Consider the following 19,144-nt stretch of genomic DNA (forward strand, 5'->3'; position numbering starts at 1 on the left):
GGGTCGGTGGCAGACTGTCGGAGTGACCACCACGACCACGTACATCGCGTTCCTGCGGGCGATCAACGTCGGCGGCCGGACGGTGCGGATGGAGCGACTGCGGGCGCTCTTCGCCGAGTTGGGGCTCGGGGGCGTGCGCTCCTACATCCAGAGCGGCAACGTCTTCTTCACCACCGACGAGCCGGACCGCGCCGCCCTCACCCGGCGCATCGAGGAACACCTGGAACGCTCCCTCGGCTACCCGGTGCCCACGCTGCTGCGGACGGTCGACGAGGTGGCCGCGCTGCTGGCCGCCGAGCCGTTCAGGGGCGTCGAGGTGACGCCCGACGTCCGGCTGGTGGTGGCCTTCCTCTCCGAGCCGCTGCCCGCCGACCTCGCCCTCCCCCGCCTCTCGCCGAAGGGCGACCACGAGGTGGTCGGCGCCGACCCGGGCGCCGCGTACGTGGTGGTCCACCTGCGGGACGGCAAGTGGGTCACCGGGGAACTGTTCGGCAAGGCCTACCGGGGTGCGGTCACCTCCCGGTTCCTGCACACCACCGAGAAGATCCTGGCGGCCGCCCGGAAGGGCTGACCCCCTGACATCCGCGCACCGGCCACCCCGGCACCCAACCGCCAGGCAACCCGGCCACCCGGCCGCCCGGAACCGCGGTGGCGCACCGGGCGTCTGGAGTGCAGTGACGTACTCACCGCGCGCCGGCACCCGGCGTGATCTGGACAGTCCGAGCCGGCCGAGCCGACAATCGGGCCATGACGTCTCCTGAGTTCCGCACCGGCGCCGTCCGGCCCTCCGGCGCGGTCCGCCCCTCGGACGCCGAACGGGACCAGGCGCTCGGGGTGCTCAAGGACGGAGCGGGCAGCGGGCGGCTGTCGCACGACACCTTCCTCGGCCGGATGGAGATCGTCCTGCACGCCACCAGCCGGGGCGAGTTGGACGAGGCGATGACCGGGCTGCCGACCGGGAGCCCGGTCGAGCGCTTCCTGCTGCGGACGGTCGGCCGGGTCTCCGCGTTCGGGGACCGGCTGCGCCGGGCCTGGCGCACCGAACGGCTGCCCGGGCTGAGCCTGCCGGAGACCGGGGCCGGGCAGTTGACGATCGGTCGGTTCCCCGGCTCGGGGCTGCGGCTGCACGACGCCTCGGTGTCCCGACGGCACGCCGAACTGCGGCGCGAGGGTGGCGGCTGGGTGCTGTACGACCTGGGCTCGACCAACGGCACGCATGTGAACGGGCGCCGGATCGCGGGCGGGGTACGGGTCCGGCCGGGCGACCAGGTCCGGTTCGGGAACCTGGAGTTCCGGCTCGCCTCGGACTGAGTCGCACCCCCGGCCGGTCGGTACGGACCCGAGCGGGCACCGGGGAGGCGTCGGGTGGGCGTCCATGCGTGCGGACGGTGAACGTGCGGGTGTGCGGGCGTGCGGGCGGTGAACGTCAGCCGCGGGTGACGTGCAGTTCGGCGTAGCGGTCGCCCTTGTCCGCCTTGCGCAGGGTGACCTTCGCCGTGCCGACGGCGGTCTCGGCGCCCTTGCCGACGGTCTTCCGTTCGTCCCCGACCGCGACCTCGACCGTGCTGTCGGTGATGTGGCTGACGGTCATCTTCACGGTGCGGTCGCCGCCGAAGACCTGGAGGGTCTTGGAGGCCTCGGCGTCATCGGTGCGCACGACGACGTCGCAGCTGTCGTCGTCGAGGCAGAGCGCGACACCGCCGTCGCAGGCGGTCAGTCCGGCGCCGAGGGTGAGGACGGCGCCGGCGGCGAGGAGCGCCGGGCGGCGGACGGCGGGCCCGAAACGGCGCCGGGCAGGGGTTCGGTGGGAGTTCGGGGTGCTCGCTGTGGTCATGGCGTCGACGGTAGGCGCCCGCACGCGCCCCGCCATCGGCCGTCGGCGGTACGCAGCCCCTGGCCGGCCCCGGAGCGCCCGAACGATCGCGACCCCGAGGGCGATGGGTCGAATCCCCTAGGGGACGAGGGGAGTTGGAACTGCTGGATCGGATTCCGGAAAGGCTCGGCATATGCCTCAGAGGTATGCCACGCGCGTAGATCGACGGGCCGCGAAAAGGACCGGCGGTCAGTCGGCGACACCGCCCAGGTCGCTGCCCCGCGCACCGGCCGGGCCCCACAGCGGCGCCATGCAGCGCTGGTAGGTGGCCTGCCAGTGCGGCCAGTTGCGGGCCACGTCGTCGTCGCACTCGGCCAACAGCCGCTCCACCAGCGCCGGTTCCACACCCTCCAGCAGCCAGGCCAGCGCGTCCGCCGTCCCCGGGCCGTCCGCCGAGCGCAGCAGGTCCATCAGCTCGCCCAGGCCGCCGAGCCGGGAGCCCTCCGGGACCACCCGCTCCATCCGGGGCAGCAACTGGCGCTCCTCGATCCGCAGGTGCGTCTCCAGCCGGGCCGCCAGGTCCTCCATCGCGTACGCCACCGGCCAGGCGCTGCCGGTGTCCCGGCTGGCGATCCGCACCAGCGTGGTGACCCGGGTGAACGAGTGGTCGAGGTTGTGGTGGTCCGCCTCCAGCCAGTTGAGCAGCAGCCGCAGCTCGGGGGCGAAGCGGCGCACGATCGGCCAGATCCGGCTGTCCTGCTGCTCGTGGTGGCAGGTCAGCATCGCGGTCACGAAGCTCCAGTGCCGCAGCAGCGCCTCGCCGGCGTCGTCCTCGCCGGGCTGGAGCAGCCGCAGGGCGTTGGGCAGCCGGGCGAGGTCCCGGCGCAGCGCGGCGTGCACCAGCCGCAGTCCGGCGAAGCGGGCCGTCGCCGGCTCCTCGCCGACGGCCCGCACGGGCACGGCCGCGCCCCGGGTGTCGACCCCGGACCCCGCCTGCTCGGGCACGGAGGGGGACGGCTGGGGCAGTAGATGGATCGGCATGGCACTCTCTTCACGACGTCGTGGGGCGGGCGGGGCCAGCCGGTGGAGCGGCCCCATCCAAGGTGCTCACAGTCGATCAAAAGTGAATCAATGTCCGATTGACGCGCAGGTCACAGGCATGTGCGCGGGGGAAGCCGCGCTGCGCGGGTGCCGCCCCGCGATCGCCCGCCCCGGCCTCCGGACACTGCCGGAACGCCGTGGGCCCGGGGCACCTGGGTGCCCCGGGCCCACGGCCTGCGGGTCGTCGTACGGCGCGTCGTGCGGACGGCCGCGCGGGTCGTCGTACGACTGGGATCAGTCGGCCTCCGGGCCCGTCAGGTTCTTGGTGAGCCACTGCAGCGTGTCCGGGATCATCTTCTTGAAGTCCGAGGTCAGGTGCTTGCCACCGGGCTGCTCGTAGTACTCCAGCGACACCGGCGGGGCGGCCTTGGCGACCCAGCCCTTGACCAGCTTGGTCTCGTACGGGTTGGCGCCGCCCGCGGTGACCAGCATCTTCACGTCGGCCTTGCCCTGGGCGACCAGCACGTCGGGGTTGTTGGCCTGCCGCTCGGCGTCGTGGCCCTTCCACAGCCCCGAGTCGGGAACGTAGTAGCCGTCGATCGGGACGGCGGCCTTGTAGACGTCCGGGTGCTGGAGGGCGAGCTTGGCGCTGCAGAAGCCGCCGGTGGAGGCGCCCATCACGCCCCAGCCGTCGCGGCCCTTCACGGTGCGGAAGTTGGCGCGGACGAAGTCCGGGAGGTCCTGGGACATCCAGGTGCCCATCTTGGGCTGGCCCGGGATGTCGGAGCAGTCCAGCGCGTTGTGCTCGTCGCTGTTGAAGTTCTGCACCGGCATGATCATGATGAACGGGTGGGACTTGCCCGCCTTGACCAGCTGCTCGTTCTCCTCCTGGATCGGCAGCTGGTTGTCGGTCCAGGTGTTGTAGCCGTTGCTCTGGCCGCCCGCGAAGAGGGTGAGCACCGGGAAACCGGTCTTGGCGAACTTGGGGTCGTTGTACTCGGGCGGCAGCCAGACCCAGACCTTGCCGGAGACGCCGGACTTCGCGCCGGTCACCGTGGTCACCATGATCGGACCGGCGGACGTGTCCCGGGCCTTGCTCAGGGTGGCGGCCGGACCGGTGGGCATCAGCACCTTCCCGGTGGCGGCCGCGGGCTCCGCGGTGGTGGGCGCGGGCGTACCGCCGCCACCGGCGCTGGGCGAACCCCCCGTGGCGCCGGTACCGGTCGCACCCGGGGTGCCGGCCGCCTTGGCGCTGTCCCCCTTCCCGCCACCGGAACTCCCACAGGCCGCCAGCGAGGCGGCCAGGGCGAGCACGGCGGCGCCGGTCAGGACGGCGCGGGAACGGGACGACTGCCTAAGCACGGTGAGGACTCTCCGACCGATGACACGCCCGGTCCGTCTGACCGGGCTGTGGCCCCCCGGTGGGGCCGGACAGGCCGGGGGCGCGGCGCTGCTGCGGTCCCCGGGGTGGCGGCGCGTCCTCCCTCGCGGTGGCGCGCCTTCCTGCGATCTTATGACGTGGACCGGGGTGGCCCGGTTGCGCGGTGGCCACCGGAAATCCAATGTTTGTTCGCGATCAGGTAAAGGCCTTCACCGCTCCCCCCGGTCGGCGGGGGCCGGACGGCGGGGAGCGCGGTCCGAGACCTGTCCGGGGGTGCGAATTTTGGGGCCTTCGACCAGTGACGGCAGCCGCCGCATCCGCAACGATCGGCTCACGCCCCGACCGACCCGCGCCCAGCCTAAGCCGAAGCCGAAGCCCACCAGACCTGAGCAGACCCGAGCAGACCCAGGAGAACGCCATGCCCCAGCAGATCGCCGTCGTCACCGGAGCCGGGAGCGGAGTCGGCCGGGCCGTGGCGGCCGAACTGGCCGCGGCCGGCTGGCGGCTGGTGCTGGCCGGCCGGCGGGCCGAGCCGCTGCGGGAGACCGCCCGCCTGGGCGGCACCCCGACCGCGGTGGTGCCGACCGACGTCACCGACCCGGCGGCGGTGGACGCGCTGTTCGCCGGAGCCGTCGAGCGCTTCGGCCGGGTGGACCTGCTGTTCAACAACGCCGGCACCTTCGGCGCGGCCGTGCCGGTGGAGAACCTGGAGGTCGAGGCCTGGCGGGCGGTGGTCGACCTCAACCTGACCGGGGCGTTCCTCTGCGCCCGGGCCGCGTTCCGGCAGATGAAGGCGCAGGCCCCGCAGGGCGGCCGGATCATCAACAACGGCTCGATCTCGGCGCACGTCCCGCGCCCGCACTCGATCGCCTACACCGCGACCAAGCACGCGGTCACGGGGCTGACCAAGTCGCTGTCGCTGGACGGCCGCCCGTACCGGATCGCCTGTGGGCAGATCGACATCGGCAACGCGGCGACCGACATGACCGCCGCGATGAACACCGGGGTGCGGCAGGCGGACGGGCGGATCGCGGTCGAGCCGACCATGGACGTGGCCGACGTGGCCCGCACCGTCCGACACATGGCCGAACTGCCGCTGGAGGCCAACGTGCAGTTCGCCACCGTGATGGCGACCGCCATGCCGTACGTCGGGCGGGGCTAGGGCCCTGTCCCCGGGCTGCCCGCCGGAGGTCCGCCGTCGGCCTCCCGCCGTCAGTCCGCCACGGACTCGCGCAGTCGCTTCTTGTCCGGCTTGCCCACCGCCGTCAGCGGGATCGCGGCCACGACGTGCAGGGCCTCCGGCGCGTAGATCCGCCCCTTGTGGGCCGTGACGAACGCGCGGACCTCCTCCAGGTCCGGCCGCTGCCCCGACGCGGCGACGACGGCGACGTGGACGTGCTCCGCCTCCTGCGCGTCGCGCACCCCGAAGACCGCGCACTGCGCGATCGCCGGGTGGGTGAGCAGCAGGTCCTCGACCTCGGACGGGTAGACGTGCCCGCCGACCACGATGATCTTGTCCTTGAGCCGGTCGGCCAGGTAGAGGTAGCCGTCCGCGTCGAAGTAGCCGATGTCGCCGGTGTTCAGCCAGCCGTCGCGCAGCACCTCGGCGGTCAGGTCGGGCCGCTTCCAGTACCCGGCCATGACGGTGTCCGAGCGGACGTGGATCTCGCCCTGCTCCCCCGTGGGCAGCTCGGCGCCGTCGGCGGACCGGATCACCACCTCGATGCCCGGGAGGGGTCGGCCGACCGCGATCTGGCCGCCGTGCCCGACCCGGTCGTGCTCGTGCGGGGCGAGCATGCAGATGTTCTGCGCCTCCGACTGCCCGTAGCCGCTCCACAGGACCGGCCCGAACACCTTGAGCGCCTCGCGCACCCGGGTGGGCGAGGCCGCGCAGCCGCCGTACGAGACCCGGCGCAGGCTGGACAGGTCGGTGCGGCCGATCGCCGGGTGGTCGAGCAGCTGGTAGAGCAGCGGCGGCAGCACCCACAGGTCGGTGATGCGTTCGCGCTCGATCGCGGCCAGCACCGCGCCGGGGTCGAAGGAGCGCTGGAGGACGACCGCACCGCCGTGGTGGAGCGTCAGGTCGGAGAAGAGCCCGGCGAGGTGGGCGAGCGAGGTGGCGGCGAGGAAGCGGGGCGCGTCGCTCGCCATGCGGCCGGGGGCGTCGAAGACCTTCCGGTAGGCGCCGTGCAGGCTCCGGATGCCCTTCGGGATTCCGGTGGTCCCGCCGGTGTGCCGGATGCCCCAGTCGTCGTCCGGGCCGACCCGGACGGCCGGCGGCTCGGCGGGCCGGTGGGCGGAGGCGGCGATCACGTCCTCGCCGATCGCGTCCGGTCCGGGGCCGAGACGCAGGACGGCCGGCACGTCGATCAGGGGCAGCAACTCGGCGGCCACCGGGTACCGTTCGGCGTCGACGAGCAGGACGGCGGTGTCGACGCTCGTCGCGATCTCGGCCAGGGTCGAGGCGCTCATGCCGTCGTAGAGGTTCACCACCCGCGCACCCGCGAGGCCTGCCGCGTAACGGGCGCTCAGCGCCTCGGCGGTGTTGCCGGCGAGCAGGGTCACGGTGTCGCCGCGCACCACGCCCCGGGCGACGAGCTCGTGGGCGAGGCGGTAGGTGGCGGCGGCGAAGTCGCCGGCGGCGAGTTCGACGCCGTCGGCGGTGGTGATGGCCCGTCGGTCGGGGTCGGCGGCGAGGGACTGAAGAATCAGGGCGGGAGCGCTGACGAACTCCGGTTCGTTCACGGCCACTTCTTCCTTGCAGTTCGCAACCATGTCCCCACCCTAACCCAACCCCTTTTCCAGGGCCGGGAGTTATACCCGATGGTGATCACTCGTCGTGCGAGTGGCGGTAGCGGAGCGAGCCGGCGCGGTCGCCGTCCAGCCGGTAGACGCTGGTGGTCGGCCAGTACTCGCCGCTCTCCGCGGCGGGTAGGCGGGCCCGGAGCAGCATCCGCAGTGCGGGCGGCGGGGCGGCGGCGTTGACGCGCTTGCGGTGGCCGTCCCAGCGGCCGCCGCACAGTTCGAGGTCGAGGACGAGGGGGGTGGTTCTCATCCCGCGATCGTGTCAGCGCCGCTTCGCCGGCCGAGGTTTGAACCGGCACGGCCACTCGCACGAGGGACCCCCGTCAGGCCAGGCTGACGGGGGTCCAGGGGCGGCCCGAGGGCGGCCCGGAGGTGTCACGGAGGTGTCACGGGCGCGCCGCCCGGGGCCCTACGGCCGCCAGGTGTCGTTCAGGGTGACCAGGCCCGAGGCCGGCGCGGTCGCCGTCCGGTTGGCCCCGGACTCCCAGGTCACCGCGCCGCTCGCGTCCTTGCGGACGTACTTGTACTGGAAGGCCGTGCCGGCCGGCAGCGCGAGCGACAGCGACCAGACCGGGTAGCCGGCCGAGGAGAGCGGCAGCGCCTTGGCCGGGTCCCAGCCGCCGAGCGCGGCGATGTCGCCGACCACGTAGACGTTCTGGCCGTTGACGGTGGTCGCGTTGACGTTGAACGAGGCGCCGGAGGCGTTCGCCGACCCGCCCGGGACGTACAGCGCGATCGCGTCGCCCGCGCCGACCGTCGCGGTGAACTGCCCGTTGGCGCCCACCTGGTAGGTCGGGCCGGTGCAGCCGCCGCCCGGCTGCGGGTCGCCGTGCTGGACGTCGCAGTAGGTGCCGGCCGCGAGCCCGGTCTGGAAGGTCCGGGTGATCGGGCCGCTCTCGTGGTTGAGCGCGACGTAGCCCTTGTTGCCGCGACCGAAGGCGATCGCGTTGTTGCCGTTGGACCACCAGTTGGTCACGCCGGTGCCCGCGACGGCGTTGCGGAAGCCGACCATGTTGGCGATCTGCCGCCAGGCGTGGGTGCAGTTCCAGCCGTCCTGGTAGCAGGCGTTGACGGTGCCGCCGTTGGGCGGGCCGGCGTCGTTGTTGGTGAAGGCGTAGCCGGAGTAGACGTTGGGCGCGCCGTACGGCGAGGCGAGCAGGAAGACGTTGGCCAGCGTGTAGGTGTTGCCGTAGGTGTAGTTGAGGGTGGAGCCGTTGCGCTCGGTGTCCCAGTTGTCGATGAAGGAGCGCGCCTGCCCGCTCGGCAGGTACCCCCAGGAGGCGCCCCAGCCGGACAGGTTGGCGAGCTTGTCGCTGGTGAACATCCGCTTGAGGTCGGTGCCGACGCGGAACTCGTCGACGTCGCCGGTGCCGGTGTACTCGGTGGGCTGGACCGGTTCGCCGGCGCCGTAGATGACCTCCTGCACCCAGTAGGCCTTGGGGTTGGCCGTCTTCGCCTTGATCGCGGCGAGGTCGCCGGCGGCGATGTGCTTGGCGGCGTCGATCCGGTAGCCGTCGACGCCGAGGGAGCCCAGGTCGTCCAGGTAGCGGGCGATGGTCTGCTGGACGTACGCGCTGCCGGTGTCCAGGTCCGCGAGGTTGACCAGCTCGCAGTTCTGCACGTTGGAGCGGTCCTGGTAGTTGGTGATCGGCTGGCGGCAGGTGTGGAAGTCCTGGTCCTGGTAGGTGCCGGGGTAGGTGTACTTGGTGTACGCGGTGCCGCCGGTGCCGGTGCCGGAGCCGGCCGTCATGTGGTTGACGACGGCGTCGGCGATGACCTTGACCCCGGCGGCGTGGCAGGTGTCGACCATGTTCTTGAAGGACGTCCGGTCGCCGAGCCGCCCGGCGATCCGGTAGCTGACGGGCTGGTAGGAGGTCCACCACTGCGGGCCCTGGATGTGCTCCTGGGGCGGCGAGACCTCGACGAAGCCGTAGCCCTTCGGGCCGAGCGTCGAGGTGCAGGCCTGGGCGACCGAGTCGAAGCGCCACTCGAAGAGGGTGGCGGTGACGTCCTTGCCGTTGTCGGCGGGTGGGGCGGCCTGGGCGGCGGGGGCGCCGAGGGAGGTGGCGAGCGAGAGCGCGAGGGCCGCCGAGGCGGCGAGGGCGCCGGCCGCGCGGGCGGTCCGGCGGGTGGGGGCGGTGGTGACCACGTCGTCTCCTGGGGGTGGCTGGGGTGGGGGCAGCCGGGGGTGAGCCGTGCGGGAAGAGCTATGCAGGAAGTTTCTGTAACTTGCCGGAAACTTGCAGCGCTGAACCTAGGGCCGTCGGGAGAGAGCGTCAAGGGCTCGGGAGGAACGTTTCTGCACCGCCTGGGCCCGGACGCACGACAAGGGCCCGGCAGCCGTAGCCGCCGGGCCCCTCACCTGTCCTGGTTCACCGGGCCCGCGGGGGCCCGGTCCGGACTCAGCCGGTCTGGATGGAGGTGTCGTCGATCACGAAGCTCGTCTGCAGCGAGGCGTCCTCGGTGCCGGTGAACTTCAGGGTGACCGTCTGGCCCGCGTAGGACGAGAGGTCGAAGGTCCGCTGCTGGTAGCCCGCCGCGGCGTCCGCGTTGGAGTACGTCTTCAGCGTGGTGCCGTTCACCGACACGGCCAGCTTGTCGTACGCGGTGCTGCCCGACTCGGCGGTGTCGATGTGCAGCCAGAAGCTCAGCGTCGCCTTGCAGCCCGCCGGGATCGTCACCGTCTGCGCCAGCGTGTCGGTGTGCGAGGAACCGTAGCCGTTCAGCCACGCCTTCCACGAACCACCGTGCGCCGCCTGCGAGGAACTGTTGTCCACCACGCCGGAGCTGGTCGTCCACGGCGCCGCCGAGCCCGTCTCGAAGCCCGCGTTGCCCAGCAGCTGCGCCGGCGTGCAGGTGCCGCCACCGCCACCGGTCACCGTCCACGTGAAGCTCGCCGTACCGGACTTGCCCGCCGAGTCCTTCACCGTCACCGTCACGTTCGACGAACCCGCCGTGGTGGCGGTACCGGTGATCGCACCCGTGGAGGCGTTGATCGCCAGCCCGGCCGGCAGGCCCGTGGCGCTGTACGACAGCGGCGCGGTACCACCGGAGGCCTTGATCTGGAGGTTCACCGCACCGCCGACCGCGGTCGACTGGTTGCCCGGGCTGGTGACGGTGATGCCGCCGGGGTTGGGCAGCGAGCCGACGTTGACGGCGGCCCAGGCCGTGGCGACCGCGTTGTACTCGGCGCTGTTCGCGCCGTACAGGTCGGTGGCCGCGTTCAGGGTCGCGGTGCGGGCGGCGGCGTAGTTGGTGGTGGAGGTCATGTACGCGGTCAGCGCCTTGTACCAGACCTGCTGGGCCTTGTCCCGGCCGATGCCGCCGACGGTGATGTTGTTGACCGTCGGGCTGTTGTAGCTGACGCCGTTGATCACCTTGGCGCCGCTGCCCTCGGCCAGCAGGTAGAAGAAGTGGTTGGCGACACCGGACGAGTAGTGCACGTCCAGGTTGCCGACGCCCGAGTACCAGGAGTCGGCGGAGGTGCCGTCCTTGGAGGGCTTGTCCATGTAGCGCAGCGGCGTGCCGTTGCCGTTGATGTCGATCAGCTCGCCGATCAGGTAGTCCGGGTTGTCGGCGGGCAGGTTGGCGTAGAACTCGACCATCGAGCCGAAGATGTCCGAGGTGGCCTCGTTGAGGCCGCCGGACTCGCCCGAGTAGTTCAGGTTGGCGGTGGCCGAGGTGACGCCGTGGCTCATCTCGTGGCCGGAGACGTCGAGTTCGGTGAGCGGGTGGGTGTCGCCCGAGCCGTCGCCGTAGGTCATGCAGAAGCAGCTGTCGTCCCAGAACGCGTTGACGTAGCCGGTGTCGTAGTGGGCCCGGCTCATCGCGCCGACACCGTCGTTGCGGATGCCGTTGCGACCGAAGGTGTTCTTGTAGAAGTCCCAGGTGGCGGCCGCGCCGAACTGGGCGTCCACGGCGGCGGACTCGCGGTTGCTGGCCTGGCCGTTGCCCCAGGTGTCGCTCGACTTGCTGAACAGCGTGCCGTTGCCGGAGGTGCCGTTCTTCATGTCGGTGGTGTACTGGCCGCCGCGGGTGGCGTCCTTCAGCGAGTACGTCGAGCCGCTCTGGGTGGTGGTCAGCGGCACGTTGCCGACGAACACGCCGTTGCCGGAGCCGCGCTTGATGCCGTCGGCCTTGCTGAGCACGTCGCCGGTCGCGGCGTCGGTGACCACGTGCAGCTTGCTCGGGGTGCCGTCGGACTCGCGGCCGGAGACGACGGTCTCCCAGGCGAGCTTCGGGGTGCCGTCGGCGGCCCAGACGACCAGGCGCGGCGCGGTGTCGACGGCGGCGCCCTGCTCGGCGGCGAGCGCGGCGGCCTGGGCCTTCGGGGCGGCCTGGGCCGGCGTGGTGCTGACGCCGCTGAGGTCGGCCTCGCTGGCCTTGGTCACGCTCTTGGTGGCGCCCGCGGCGTCCTGGTGGACGATCAGGTCGCCGCCGAGCACCGGCAGGCCGGCGTAGGTGCGCTCGTAGCGCAGGTGACGGCCGCCGTTGGTGTCCTGGACGACGTCCTTGGTGACCAGCTTCTCCTGGCTGCTCAGGCCCAGGGCCTGGGCGAAGGACGCGGACTGCTGGTTCGCGGAGGCGATCAGCGCGGCCCGGTCCGACTGCTGGGCGGCGACGGCGGACGGGGCGTCGGGCGTCGCGGCCTGCGCGATGACCGGTATGCCGGTCACCAGCAGCGCGGTGGTTGCGGCCATGACAACCGCGGCCTTCCGGGCGTGAGCGTAACGGGACATGCGGACTCCTTTTCCGACCGGCGCGGGGTTCGCGCCGGTGGAGAGAAACCTGGGCCGCAGGGTTGCGGCGCAGTGGGGGCCCCCGCCCGGGGTGTGCGACGGGGGTGCGATTGCGGTGCTCACAAGTCGTGGCAGGTTTGGGACGCGCTGCACCTGAACTGGTCAGCCGCACCGGGGGGTGGGGCCCCCTCGTCTGCAGCCGCAGGAATCGTGGCAGCAAACGAGTCGTTAATGACAGATGCATGCCACGGAATGGCCGATTCATTACCGAAACCGTATGCATGACTGTTCATCAGTTGTGTTACCCCTTTGAGAACTCATGAACACGGTTTTCATGATCCGGGGAATGTTCGATCACTTCCGGAAGTCACTGACCAGCGCTCAGGGCCCCCGCCCGCACCACCCGGTGGCCGACGGCGCCGGGCGGACGCGGCACATCACGCTTCCGGCCGTGCCATCGGTGCTTTCCGGCCACCGGGCGGCCAAAACGAAACGGGTCCCGCACCGCCACAACGGCGGTGCGGGACCCGGGGGTTCCGGCGGTCGTCGATCAGCCCTGGACGAACACCGCCACGGTGCGGCCCGGCACGGTGAAGGTGCCGGTCACGGCGTCGAAGCCGGACTGCTTCACCACCGCGTCCGCGCCGCCCGCCTGGACCGGGTGCAGGGCCTGGCCCGTCCCCCTCAGGGCCGCCACGGTCTGCGCCTGCGCGGTGGGCGTGGCGTTGAACACCACGGTGACGCCCTTCTCGGCGCCCTTCAGCCCGGTGCCGTCCAGGTGCAGGGTGATCACCCCGGGCGTCTCACCGGGCGTGCCGGAGAGCGGGTAGGACAGCCGCTGCTGGACGGCGGCCAGGGTGGGCAGCGAGAACAGCGGCGAGGAGCGCTTGATCCGCAGGAACTCCTGGTACTGCGCGGAGGTCGCGCGGATCTCGGCCGCCCCCACGGTCAGCCGCGGGTTCGCCAGCAGGGACTGCGCGGTCGGCCACATCTCCTTGTTGTCGGCCGCCGGCGGCAGGCCGCGGCCCCAGCCGTTGCCCTGCGACGGGTCCCAGTGGATGGCGTTGAACCAGTCGCCCGAGTCGTAGGAGTTGGCGTCCAGCGACTTGGAGCGCAGCAGGTCGCTGCCGGCCTGGGCGAAGCCCGCGCCCTGGGTGAGCGCGGTGAGCGAGAGCCCGAGCGCCTGCATCCGGGCCCGGTCGGCGGGCGTGGTGCCGGTCGGCAGCTTGTACGCGAGCGCGTCGAACAGGTCGGTGTTGTCGTGGGCGTCCACGTACTCCACCGCCTCGCCCGGCTTGGCCGCGTACCCGGTCGGGGCTCCGTTGTAGTCGACCTGCGCGCCGGTGACGGCCCGGCCCGAGCTGTCGGTGAAGGAGTAGCCGGCCAGGTTGCCGGTCAGTCCGACCTTCAGCTGGTCCATCTGGTGCAGCAGCCGGTCCTTCTGCTCCTGCGGGGTGCCGTTGGCGGGCGAGCCGTTGGGGTCGGTGTACAGGCCCGAGGCGAAGCCCTGCTGCGGGGCGGAGTTGAGCATGAAGTTGCCGCCGCGGGCGGCGTCGCGGAGCCGGTCGTCGAAGGTGGCGATGCCGGTGCCGGCCAGGTTGAGCTGGGTGGCCTGCTCGAACCGGGCGTTGTTCGCGACGACGCCGAAGTTCCAGCCCTCGCCGTAGAGGAAGACGTTCTTCCCGTCGACGCCGTCCGAGGCGGGCGTCATCTTCCGCAGCGCGGCCTGCACGTCCAGCATGGTGGACTTCGGATCCAGGCCCATCAGGTCGAAGCGGAAGCCGTCGACCTTGTACTCGCGGGCCCAGGTGGTCACCGAGTCGACCACGAGCCGGTTCATCATGGCGTGCTCGGGCGCGGTGTCGGCGCAGCAGCTGTCCGCGGTGACCTTGCCGTTGTCGTCCAGCCGCTGGTAGTAGCCGGGGACGACCTTGTCCAGCACCGAGTGCTCGGCCTGGCCGCTGGCGGCGGTGTGGTTGTAGACCACGTCCAGCACCACCCGCAGCCCGGCCTCGTGCATCGCCTGCACCATCCGCCGGAATTCGACGGTGCGCGCCACCCCGGTCGGCTCAGTGGCGTACGACCCCTCCGGCACGGTGTAGTGCAACGGGTCGTAGCCCCAGTTGTACGCGTCGTCGGCGGCGACGGCCGCCACGCATTCCTGCTGCTTCGGGCCGTCCGGGGGCAGGGACTTGAGGTCGCAGGCCGGCAGCTTCTGGTCGGCCCGGTTCTCCCGGATGGTGGCGATGTCGAAGGTCGGCAGCAGGTGGACGGTGGTCACCCCGGCCTGGGCGAGTTCCCGCAGGTGCCGCATGCCGGCCGACTGCGACTCGGTGAACGCCAGGTAGGTGCCGCGCTCGGCGGCCGGGACGGTGGTGTCCTCCACCGAGAAGTCCCGGACGTGCAGTTCCTGGATCTGCTGCCGCGCCGGCGGGACGGCCTCGGGGACGTTCTGCTCCTCCCAGCCCGCGGGCTTGAGCTCCTTGGCGGCGAGGTCGGCGACCAGGCTGCGCCTGGAGTCGGTGGACAGCGCGACCGAGTACGGGTCGGTGACGGTGTTGACCACCACCTGCTGGACGGAGGGCGCCCAGACCTTCACCTGGTACAGGTAGTACTTGCCGTCCAACTCGCCCTTGTCGCGGACGACTTCCCAGACGCCGGTCTCGTCGTCCAGCTTCAGCGGCAGCGTCTTCGGGGTGCCGCCGGTCGCGCCGTCGAAGACCTGGACGGACACCTCCTGCGCGGTCGGCGCCCACACCGACAGCGCCACCTTGCCGTTGTAGTAGGCCGGGCCGAAGTCCACCCGGCCGGTGCGGCGCGCGTAGAGGTCGTCCAGCACGCCGGGGGTCTGCACGCCGGTGGCGGCCAGCACGGCGCCGCTGGGCAGGTGTTCGGTGAACAGCAGCTGGCTGCGCAGCGCGGCCGGGACGCGCGCGGTGTCCCGGGCGTCCACGGTGAAGGCCCGGTAGCCCGCCAGGTGCGGGAACGCGGCCTTCTGCGCCGCGGTCAGGCCGCCCTGGGCGGCGTTGAGCCGGATCCACCGGCCGGGCTTGGTCAGCACGCCCTTGTCGGCGCGGATGCCGCCCTCGGGGTCGTACACCAGCTGGGCGCTGGTGCCGCCGGCCAGGGCGGCGTCGCCCGCGCCGTAGGCCGCCGGGACGACGACGGTCCTGGCGTCGATCCACTGGGCCTTGGCGGTGCCGAGGTCCACCTGCGCGGAGGCGGCGGCGTTCTGCGGCAGCAGGTGGCCCTCGCGGCCGCCGAGCAGCCACACCTCGCGGCCGTCGACGGCGAGGTCCAGGGACTGGTCGGTGGGCAGGTCCTTGTCGTTGCCCTTGTGCAGGATGTAGCTGAGGCTGGTCGCGCCGGGGGCCAGCGGCACCTCGAAGACGGCGCCGAAGGCGTCGTGGCGCACCGGCATCAGCGGCTTGCCCCAGTCGGTGGGGGTGGCGGCGCCGGTCCAGTCGTGCAGGCCCCAGCCGTCGTAGTCGCCGTCGGCCCGGTTGTAGTGGAGGACGGCGGTGTTGGCGGGCGGAGTGTTCACCGGGCCCGGGTCGGCGGTGCGCACGGCCGGGTCGCCCTGCCGGAGCCAGACCTCGCCGGTGGCGCCGACGTCGACGTGGCGGTCGGCGTCGACGTCCTTGACGCCGTTCTTCTCGACGACGAACCCGACGTCCGAGGCGCCGGGCTTGAGCTTCACGTAGGCGAAGGCGCCGTACGCGTCCCGGCCGGTGAAGGCGTGCCCGGCGGGCCACGGGGTGGCCTCGCCGTCGGCGAGGTCGCCCCAGGCGTAGAGGTTCCAGCCGTCGTAGTCGCCGTCCGGACGGTTGTAGTGCACGACGGCGTACGGGCGGGCGCCGGCGGTGGGCACCGGCTTGGGCGCGGGGGCGCCGGTGGTGAAGCTCGCGGTGGCGGAGCGCAGCCGGCCGCTGGAGTCCTGGACGACGGCCTTGTAGCGGACGACCGTGCCGGGGGCGGTGGCGCTCAGGTCCTGGGTGACCAGGTTCCGCCCCGTGTCGGCGGTGCCCAGGGTCTGCCAGGGCCCGGTGCCGATCTGGGCGGCGAAGGTGACGCGGTTGAAGCCGCCGCCGGTCGTGGCGCCGACGGTGACGGTGCCGCTCGAACCGTCGGCCGGGGGCTGCACGGAGAGCTGCGGCGCCGCCGTGGTGGGTGCGAGGCCTGCGCCCGCCTTGAACACCACCGAGGAGAGCGCCGGCACGGTCACGGTGACCTTGCGGTCGGCGCCGGAGGTCGCTTTCCCGCCCGGTGCCGGGTAGATCCGGTCGAAGCCCATCCCGGCGGAGAAGGTGTCCAGGGTGACGGTCTTCGCCTCGGCGGCGTTGTTGACCGCCACCAGGTACTCGGTCCGCTGCCCGGCGTCGATCCGGGAGAAGGCGTACACGCCCGCGCCGTCGGCGGCGTAGCGCTCGATCTGGGCGCCGTCGGCGAGCGCCGGGTTGTCGCGGCGCAGCTTGGCCAGCGCGGCGACGTCCTGGTAGAGCGCGCCGCCCTGCCCGTACCGGTCGGCCGGGCCGGAGGGGCCGCCGAGCACCCGGTCGCCGTTGTAGGAGGGCGTCTTCGAGGCGAACATGTCCTGCCGGGCGTCCTGGTCGCCGCCCGCGCCGGTGAAGCCCTGCTCGTCGCCGTAGTAGACGACGGGCTGGCCGCGGGTGAGGAACTGGAGCTCGTTGCCGAGCCGGTCCTTCTTCAGCAGGGTGGCCTCGTCGGCGCCCGGGTTGTCGGCGAGCAGGAAGGAGCCGAACCGGCCCATGTCGTGGTTGCCGAGGAAGGTCGGCAGCTCGTACGCGTCGGTGTCGGCGGTGGTGTAGCGGTAGTCCTGGCCGTAGACGTCGGCGAGGTTCTTCGCCGAGCCGCCCTGGGAGACGTAGCTGCGGGCGGCGCCCTGGAACGGGAAGTCCAGGGTGGCCTGGAGCTTGCCCTTGGTGACGTACGGCGAGGTGATCGCCGGGTCGCCGGAGTAGACCTCGCCGAACATGAAGAACTTCTTGTTGCCCTGCTTGGCGGCGAAGTCCTTGAGCGCGGGCGCCCACTGCTGCCAGAACGCCATGTTGACGTGCTTGACGGTGTCGATCCGGAAGCCGTCCACGCCGGCGTCCTTGACCCACTGCTGGTAGACCTTCTCGAAGCCCTTCACCACCCGGGGGTTCTGGGTGTCGAGGTCGTCCAGGCCGCTGAAGTCGCCCTCGGTGGCGGACTCGCCGACGAAGGTCGAGTCACCGCGGTTGTGGTAGAGCGCGGGGTCGTTGAGCCAGGACGGGGTCTTGGCCGTGGCGTCGGCGGGCTTGCGGAAGACCGGGGTGTAGGGGAAGGAGTCCTTGGTGAGCCGCGGCCAGGGCGCGCCCGCGTCGGCGATCGCGGTCTCGTCGACGGGGTTGCCGTCGGCGTCGAGGGTCGGGTAGGCGCCGACGGAGCGGTAGCCGTGCTGCTGTTCGGCGTCGTCGATGACGTCGGCGGTGTGGTTGGTGATGACGTCGAAGAAGACCTTGATGCCGCGGGCGTGGGCCTTGGCTATCAGGTCCTTGAGCTGGTCGTTGGTGCCGAAGTGCGGGTCGACCTGGGTGAAGTCGGTGATCCAGTAGCCGTGGTAGCCGGCCGAGGCCTGGTCACCGCTGCCCTGGACCGGCTTGTTCTTGAAGATCGGGGCCATCCAGATCGCGGTGGTGCCGAGGTTCTGGATGTAGTCGAGCCGCTGGATCAGGCCGGCCAGGTCGCCGCCGTGGTAGAAGCCCTTGTCGGCCGGGTCGAAGCCGTGGTCCAGCCGGCCGCCGGTGATGCCCCCCGTGTCGTTGGCGGGGTCGCCGTCGGCGAAGCGGTCGGGCAGGACGAAGTAGAACTGCTCGCGGGTGAGGTCGTGCCGCCCTGCGGTGGCCGCCAGGGCGGCGTCCGAGGGCGGGGCCGGCGGGGCGGCGGCGAGGGCCGCGGGCACGCTGCCGAGGGTGGCGGCGGTCAGTGCGGCGGCCAGCAGGACGGCCGTGCGGCCGGGTCTGCGTCGGGGGGTGCTCCGCCGGGGGCGGAGCCGGACATCGGCCACTGAGGGTCTCCCTTAGGGGAAGGGGTGAGCGAGTTCCCTGGAAGCTAGCGGCCTGCAATATGTTTCAGCAAGATGCAGAAACCGTTTCGTTCCGGGAAACTCCAGGCCAGGACCGTTGCCGCCACCCCGATTACGCCCTTCGAGCGGTCGGCGTAACAATGGGACGTATGCCTGTCCCGCCGGTAAGCACCAGACCCGACCGCACCCCCTACCCCGGTGGGAGCCGCCCCCTAGCCCTCAAGGGGGACAGCCGGTGAAGAATCCACTGCCAGGGGATGATCGGACGGCGACGGGACGTCTGGCAGACTTCTCGTCCATGGGGGAACCGACCAAGATCCAGCACGGCCGCGAACAGCGCGCCGAAGCGGCGCGTGGTGACGGTTCCGGAGCACGGTCGGCCTCCTCGGGACGCCTGCCCGACGGAGCCGCCCGCGCCACTCAGTCCCGTATCGCCGCACTGCGCGGCCGCATCCGCGACCAGCGGCGCTCACCGGCCCGGCCGAAGATCTGGTTCGAACTGGCCCTGATCGGGATCAGCTACTGGATCTACTCGATCATCCGCAACGCCGTCCCGGAACAGGCCTCGATAGCCCAGAAGCACGCGCGCTGGATCTGGGACCTGGAGCAGTCGCTGGGCATCGCCGTCGAGCGTTCGATCAACCACGCCGCGAACAGCGTCGGGTGGCTCATCACCGGGATGAACTACTACTACGCGACGCTGCACTTCGTCGTGACGATCGGCGTGCTGGTCTGGCTCTACCGCCGCCACCCCGGCCGCTACGTCGCCGCCCGCACCGTGCTGTTCGCCACCACCGCGATCGCCCTGATCGGCTTCTTCTTCTTCCCGCTCGCACCGCCCCGGCTGATGACCGACGGCGGCTTCATCGACACCGTGAAGGTGCACGGCACCTGGGGCTCAATGGCCTCCGGGCCCGCCGCGCACGTGTCCAACCAGTACGCGGCGATGCCCTCGATGCACATCGGCTGGTCGATGTGGTGCGGGCTGGCCATCTTCTACCTGGCCCGCCGGACGTGGGTCCGGGTGCTCGGCCTGCTCTACCCGCTGGCCACCCTGGCGGTGATCGTCTCGACCGCCAACCACTTCTGGATGGACGCCGTCGGCGGCGAGCTCTGCCTGGCCGTGGGCTTCCTCACCGCCCGCTGGCTGTACCACTCCTGGGTCTACAAACTGCCCCAGGTGCCCGCCCGGGAGGCGGCGGAGGAGCCGATCACCGTCCCCGAGCAGTGGAGCGAACCCGCGGCGACCGGCGCCCGCCGGTAGAGCTGCCGGACCCGGACGAACCGAAGGGGCC

General features: G+C 71.9%; 12 protein-coding genes. 4 read left to right on the plus strand and 8 right to left on the minus strand.

The window, feature by feature from the left end; genetic code table 11:
• The first annotated feature begins 22 nt into the window (after positions 1-22).
• Together AB0O19_RS24350 and AB0O19_RS24355 are read left to right on the plus strand one after the other, a co-directional pair.
• On the plus strand, positions 23-571 hold the full coding sequence (locus AB0O19_RS24350) for a DUF1697 domain-containing protein (protein ID WP_363622287.1): 549 nt from the start codon (positions 23-25) through the stop codon (positions 569-571).
• A 176-nt stretch (positions 572-747) separates the two neighbouring features.
• On the plus strand, positions 748-1,311 hold the full coding sequence (locus AB0O19_RS24355) for a DUF1707 and FHA domain-containing protein (protein WP_063347333.1): 564 nt from the start codon (positions 748-750) through the stop codon (positions 1,309-1,311).
• 115 nt (positions 1,312-1,426) lie between these two features.
• Here the strand turns inward: AB0O19_RS24355 and AB0O19_RS24360 are convergent, their stop codons facing one another.
• The 3 genes from AB0O19_RS24360 to AB0O19_RS24370 form a co-directional block, all read right to left on the minus strand.
• Positions 1,427-1,834 (minus strand): hypothetical protein, encoded by a 408-nt coding sequence (locus AB0O19_RS24360; RefSeq protein WP_363580902.1) that lies wholly within the window; start codon positions 1,832-1,834, stop codon positions 1,427-1,429.
• 228 nt (positions 1,835-2,062) lie between these two features.
• Positions 2,063-2,854 (minus strand): hemerythrin domain-containing protein, encoded by a 792-nt coding sequence (locus AB0O19_RS24365; RefSeq protein ID WP_363580900.1) that lies wholly within the window; start codon positions 2,852-2,854, stop codon positions 2,063-2,065.
• Positions 2,855-3,148: 294 nt separating this feature from the next.
• Entirely contained in the window at positions 3,149-4,216 is a 1,068-nt protein-coding gene (locus tag AB0O19_RS24370; RefSeq protein ID WP_363622289.1) for an alpha/beta hydrolase-fold protein, read from the minus strand.
• Positions 4,217-4,653: 437 nt separating this feature from the next.
• On the opposite strand from AB0O19_RS24370, the gene AB0O19_RS24375 reads away from it, so the two are divergent.
• On the plus strand, positions 4,654-5,397 hold the full coding sequence (locus AB0O19_RS24375; RefSeq protein ID WP_363622291.1) for an SDR family oxidoreductase: 744 nt from the start codon (positions 4,654-4,656) through the stop codon (positions 5,395-5,397).
• A gap of 50 nt (positions 5,398-5,447) precedes the next feature.
• Here the strand turns inward: AB0O19_RS24375 and AB0O19_RS24380 are convergent, their stop codons facing one another.
• The 5 genes from AB0O19_RS24380 to pulA all read right to left on the minus strand — a co-directional run bounded on the left by AB0O19_RS24380 (position 5,448) and on the right by pulA (position 17,831).
• Positions 5,448-6,980, minus strand: coding sequence for an AMP-binding protein (locus AB0O19_RS24380; RefSeq protein WP_363622293.1), 1,533 nt, complete (start codon positions 6,978-6,980; stop codon positions 5,448-5,450).
• 85 nt (positions 6,981-7,065) lie between these two features.
• Positions 7,066-7,290, minus strand: a complete 225-nt coding sequence (locus AB0O19_RS24385; RefSeq protein WP_363580892.1) for a hypothetical protein — start codon at positions 7,288-7,290, stop codon at positions 7,066-7,068.
• 159 nt (positions 7,291-7,449) lie between these two features.
• Entirely contained in the window at positions 7,450-9,189 is a 1,740-nt protein-coding gene (locus AB0O19_RS24390; RefSeq protein ID WP_363622295.1) for a carbohydrate-binding module family 20 domain-containing protein, read from the minus strand.
• Positions 9,190-9,442: 253 nt separating this feature from the next.
• A complete protein-coding gene (locus AB0O19_RS24395; protein ID WP_363622297.1) occupies positions 9,443-11,779 on the minus strand; it encodes a M4 family metallopeptidase in 2,337 nt (778 codons plus the stop codon).
• 550 nt (positions 11,780-12,329) lie between these two features.
• Complete coding sequence (pulA, locus tag AB0O19_RS24400) at positions 12,330-17,831, minus strand: pullulanase-type alpha-1,6-glucosidase (RefSeq protein ID WP_363622299.1); 5,502 nt, start codon at positions 17,829-17,831, stop codon at positions 12,330-12,332.
• Positions 17,832-18,147: 316 nt separating this feature from the next.
• On the opposite strand from pulA, the gene AB0O19_RS24405 reads away from it, so the two are divergent.
• A complete protein-coding gene (locus AB0O19_RS24405; protein ID WP_363622301.1) occupies positions 18,148-19,113 on the plus strand; it encodes a phosphatase PAP2 family protein in 966 nt (321 codons plus the stop codon).
• Positions 19,114-19,144 lie beyond the last annotated feature (31 nt).

Origin of the sequence: Kitasatospora sp. NPDC091276 (genome assembly GCF_040684355.1) — a bacterium.
Taxonomy (GTDB): Bacteria; Actinomycetota; Actinomycetes; order Streptomycetales; family Streptomycetaceae; genus Kitasatospora.

Bases quoted from the DNA above. Each gene is read 5' to 3' on its own strand.
- AB0O19_RS24365 (WP_363580900.1), bottom strand. From the start codon at position 2,854: ATGCCGATCCATCTACTGCCCCAGCCGTCCCCCTCCGTGCCCGAGCAG.
- AB0O19_RS24355 (WP_063347333.1), top strand. From the start codon at position 748: ATGACGTCTCCTGAGTTCCGCACCGGCGCCGTCCGGCCCTCCGGCGCG.
- AB0O19_RS24395 (WP_363622297.1), bottom strand. From the start codon at position 11,779: ATGTCCCGTTACGCTCACGCCCGGAAGGCCGCGGTTGTCATGGCCGCA.
- AB0O19_RS24375 (WP_363622291.1), top strand. From the start codon at position 4,654: ATGCCCCAGCAGATCGCCGTCGTCACCGGAGCCGGGAGCGGAGTCGGC.
- AB0O19_RS24360 (WP_363580902.1), bottom strand. From the start codon at position 1,834: ATGACCACAGCGAGCACCCCGAACTCCCACCGAACCCCTGCCCGGCGC.
- AB0O19_RS24385 (WP_363580892.1), bottom strand. From the start codon at position 7,290: ATGAGAACCACCCCCCTCGTCCTCGACCTCGAACTGTGCGGCGGCCGC.
- AB0O19_RS24405 (WP_363622301.1), top strand. From the start codon at position 18,148: ATGGGGGAACCGACCAAGATCCAGCACGGCCGCGAACAGCGCGCCGAA.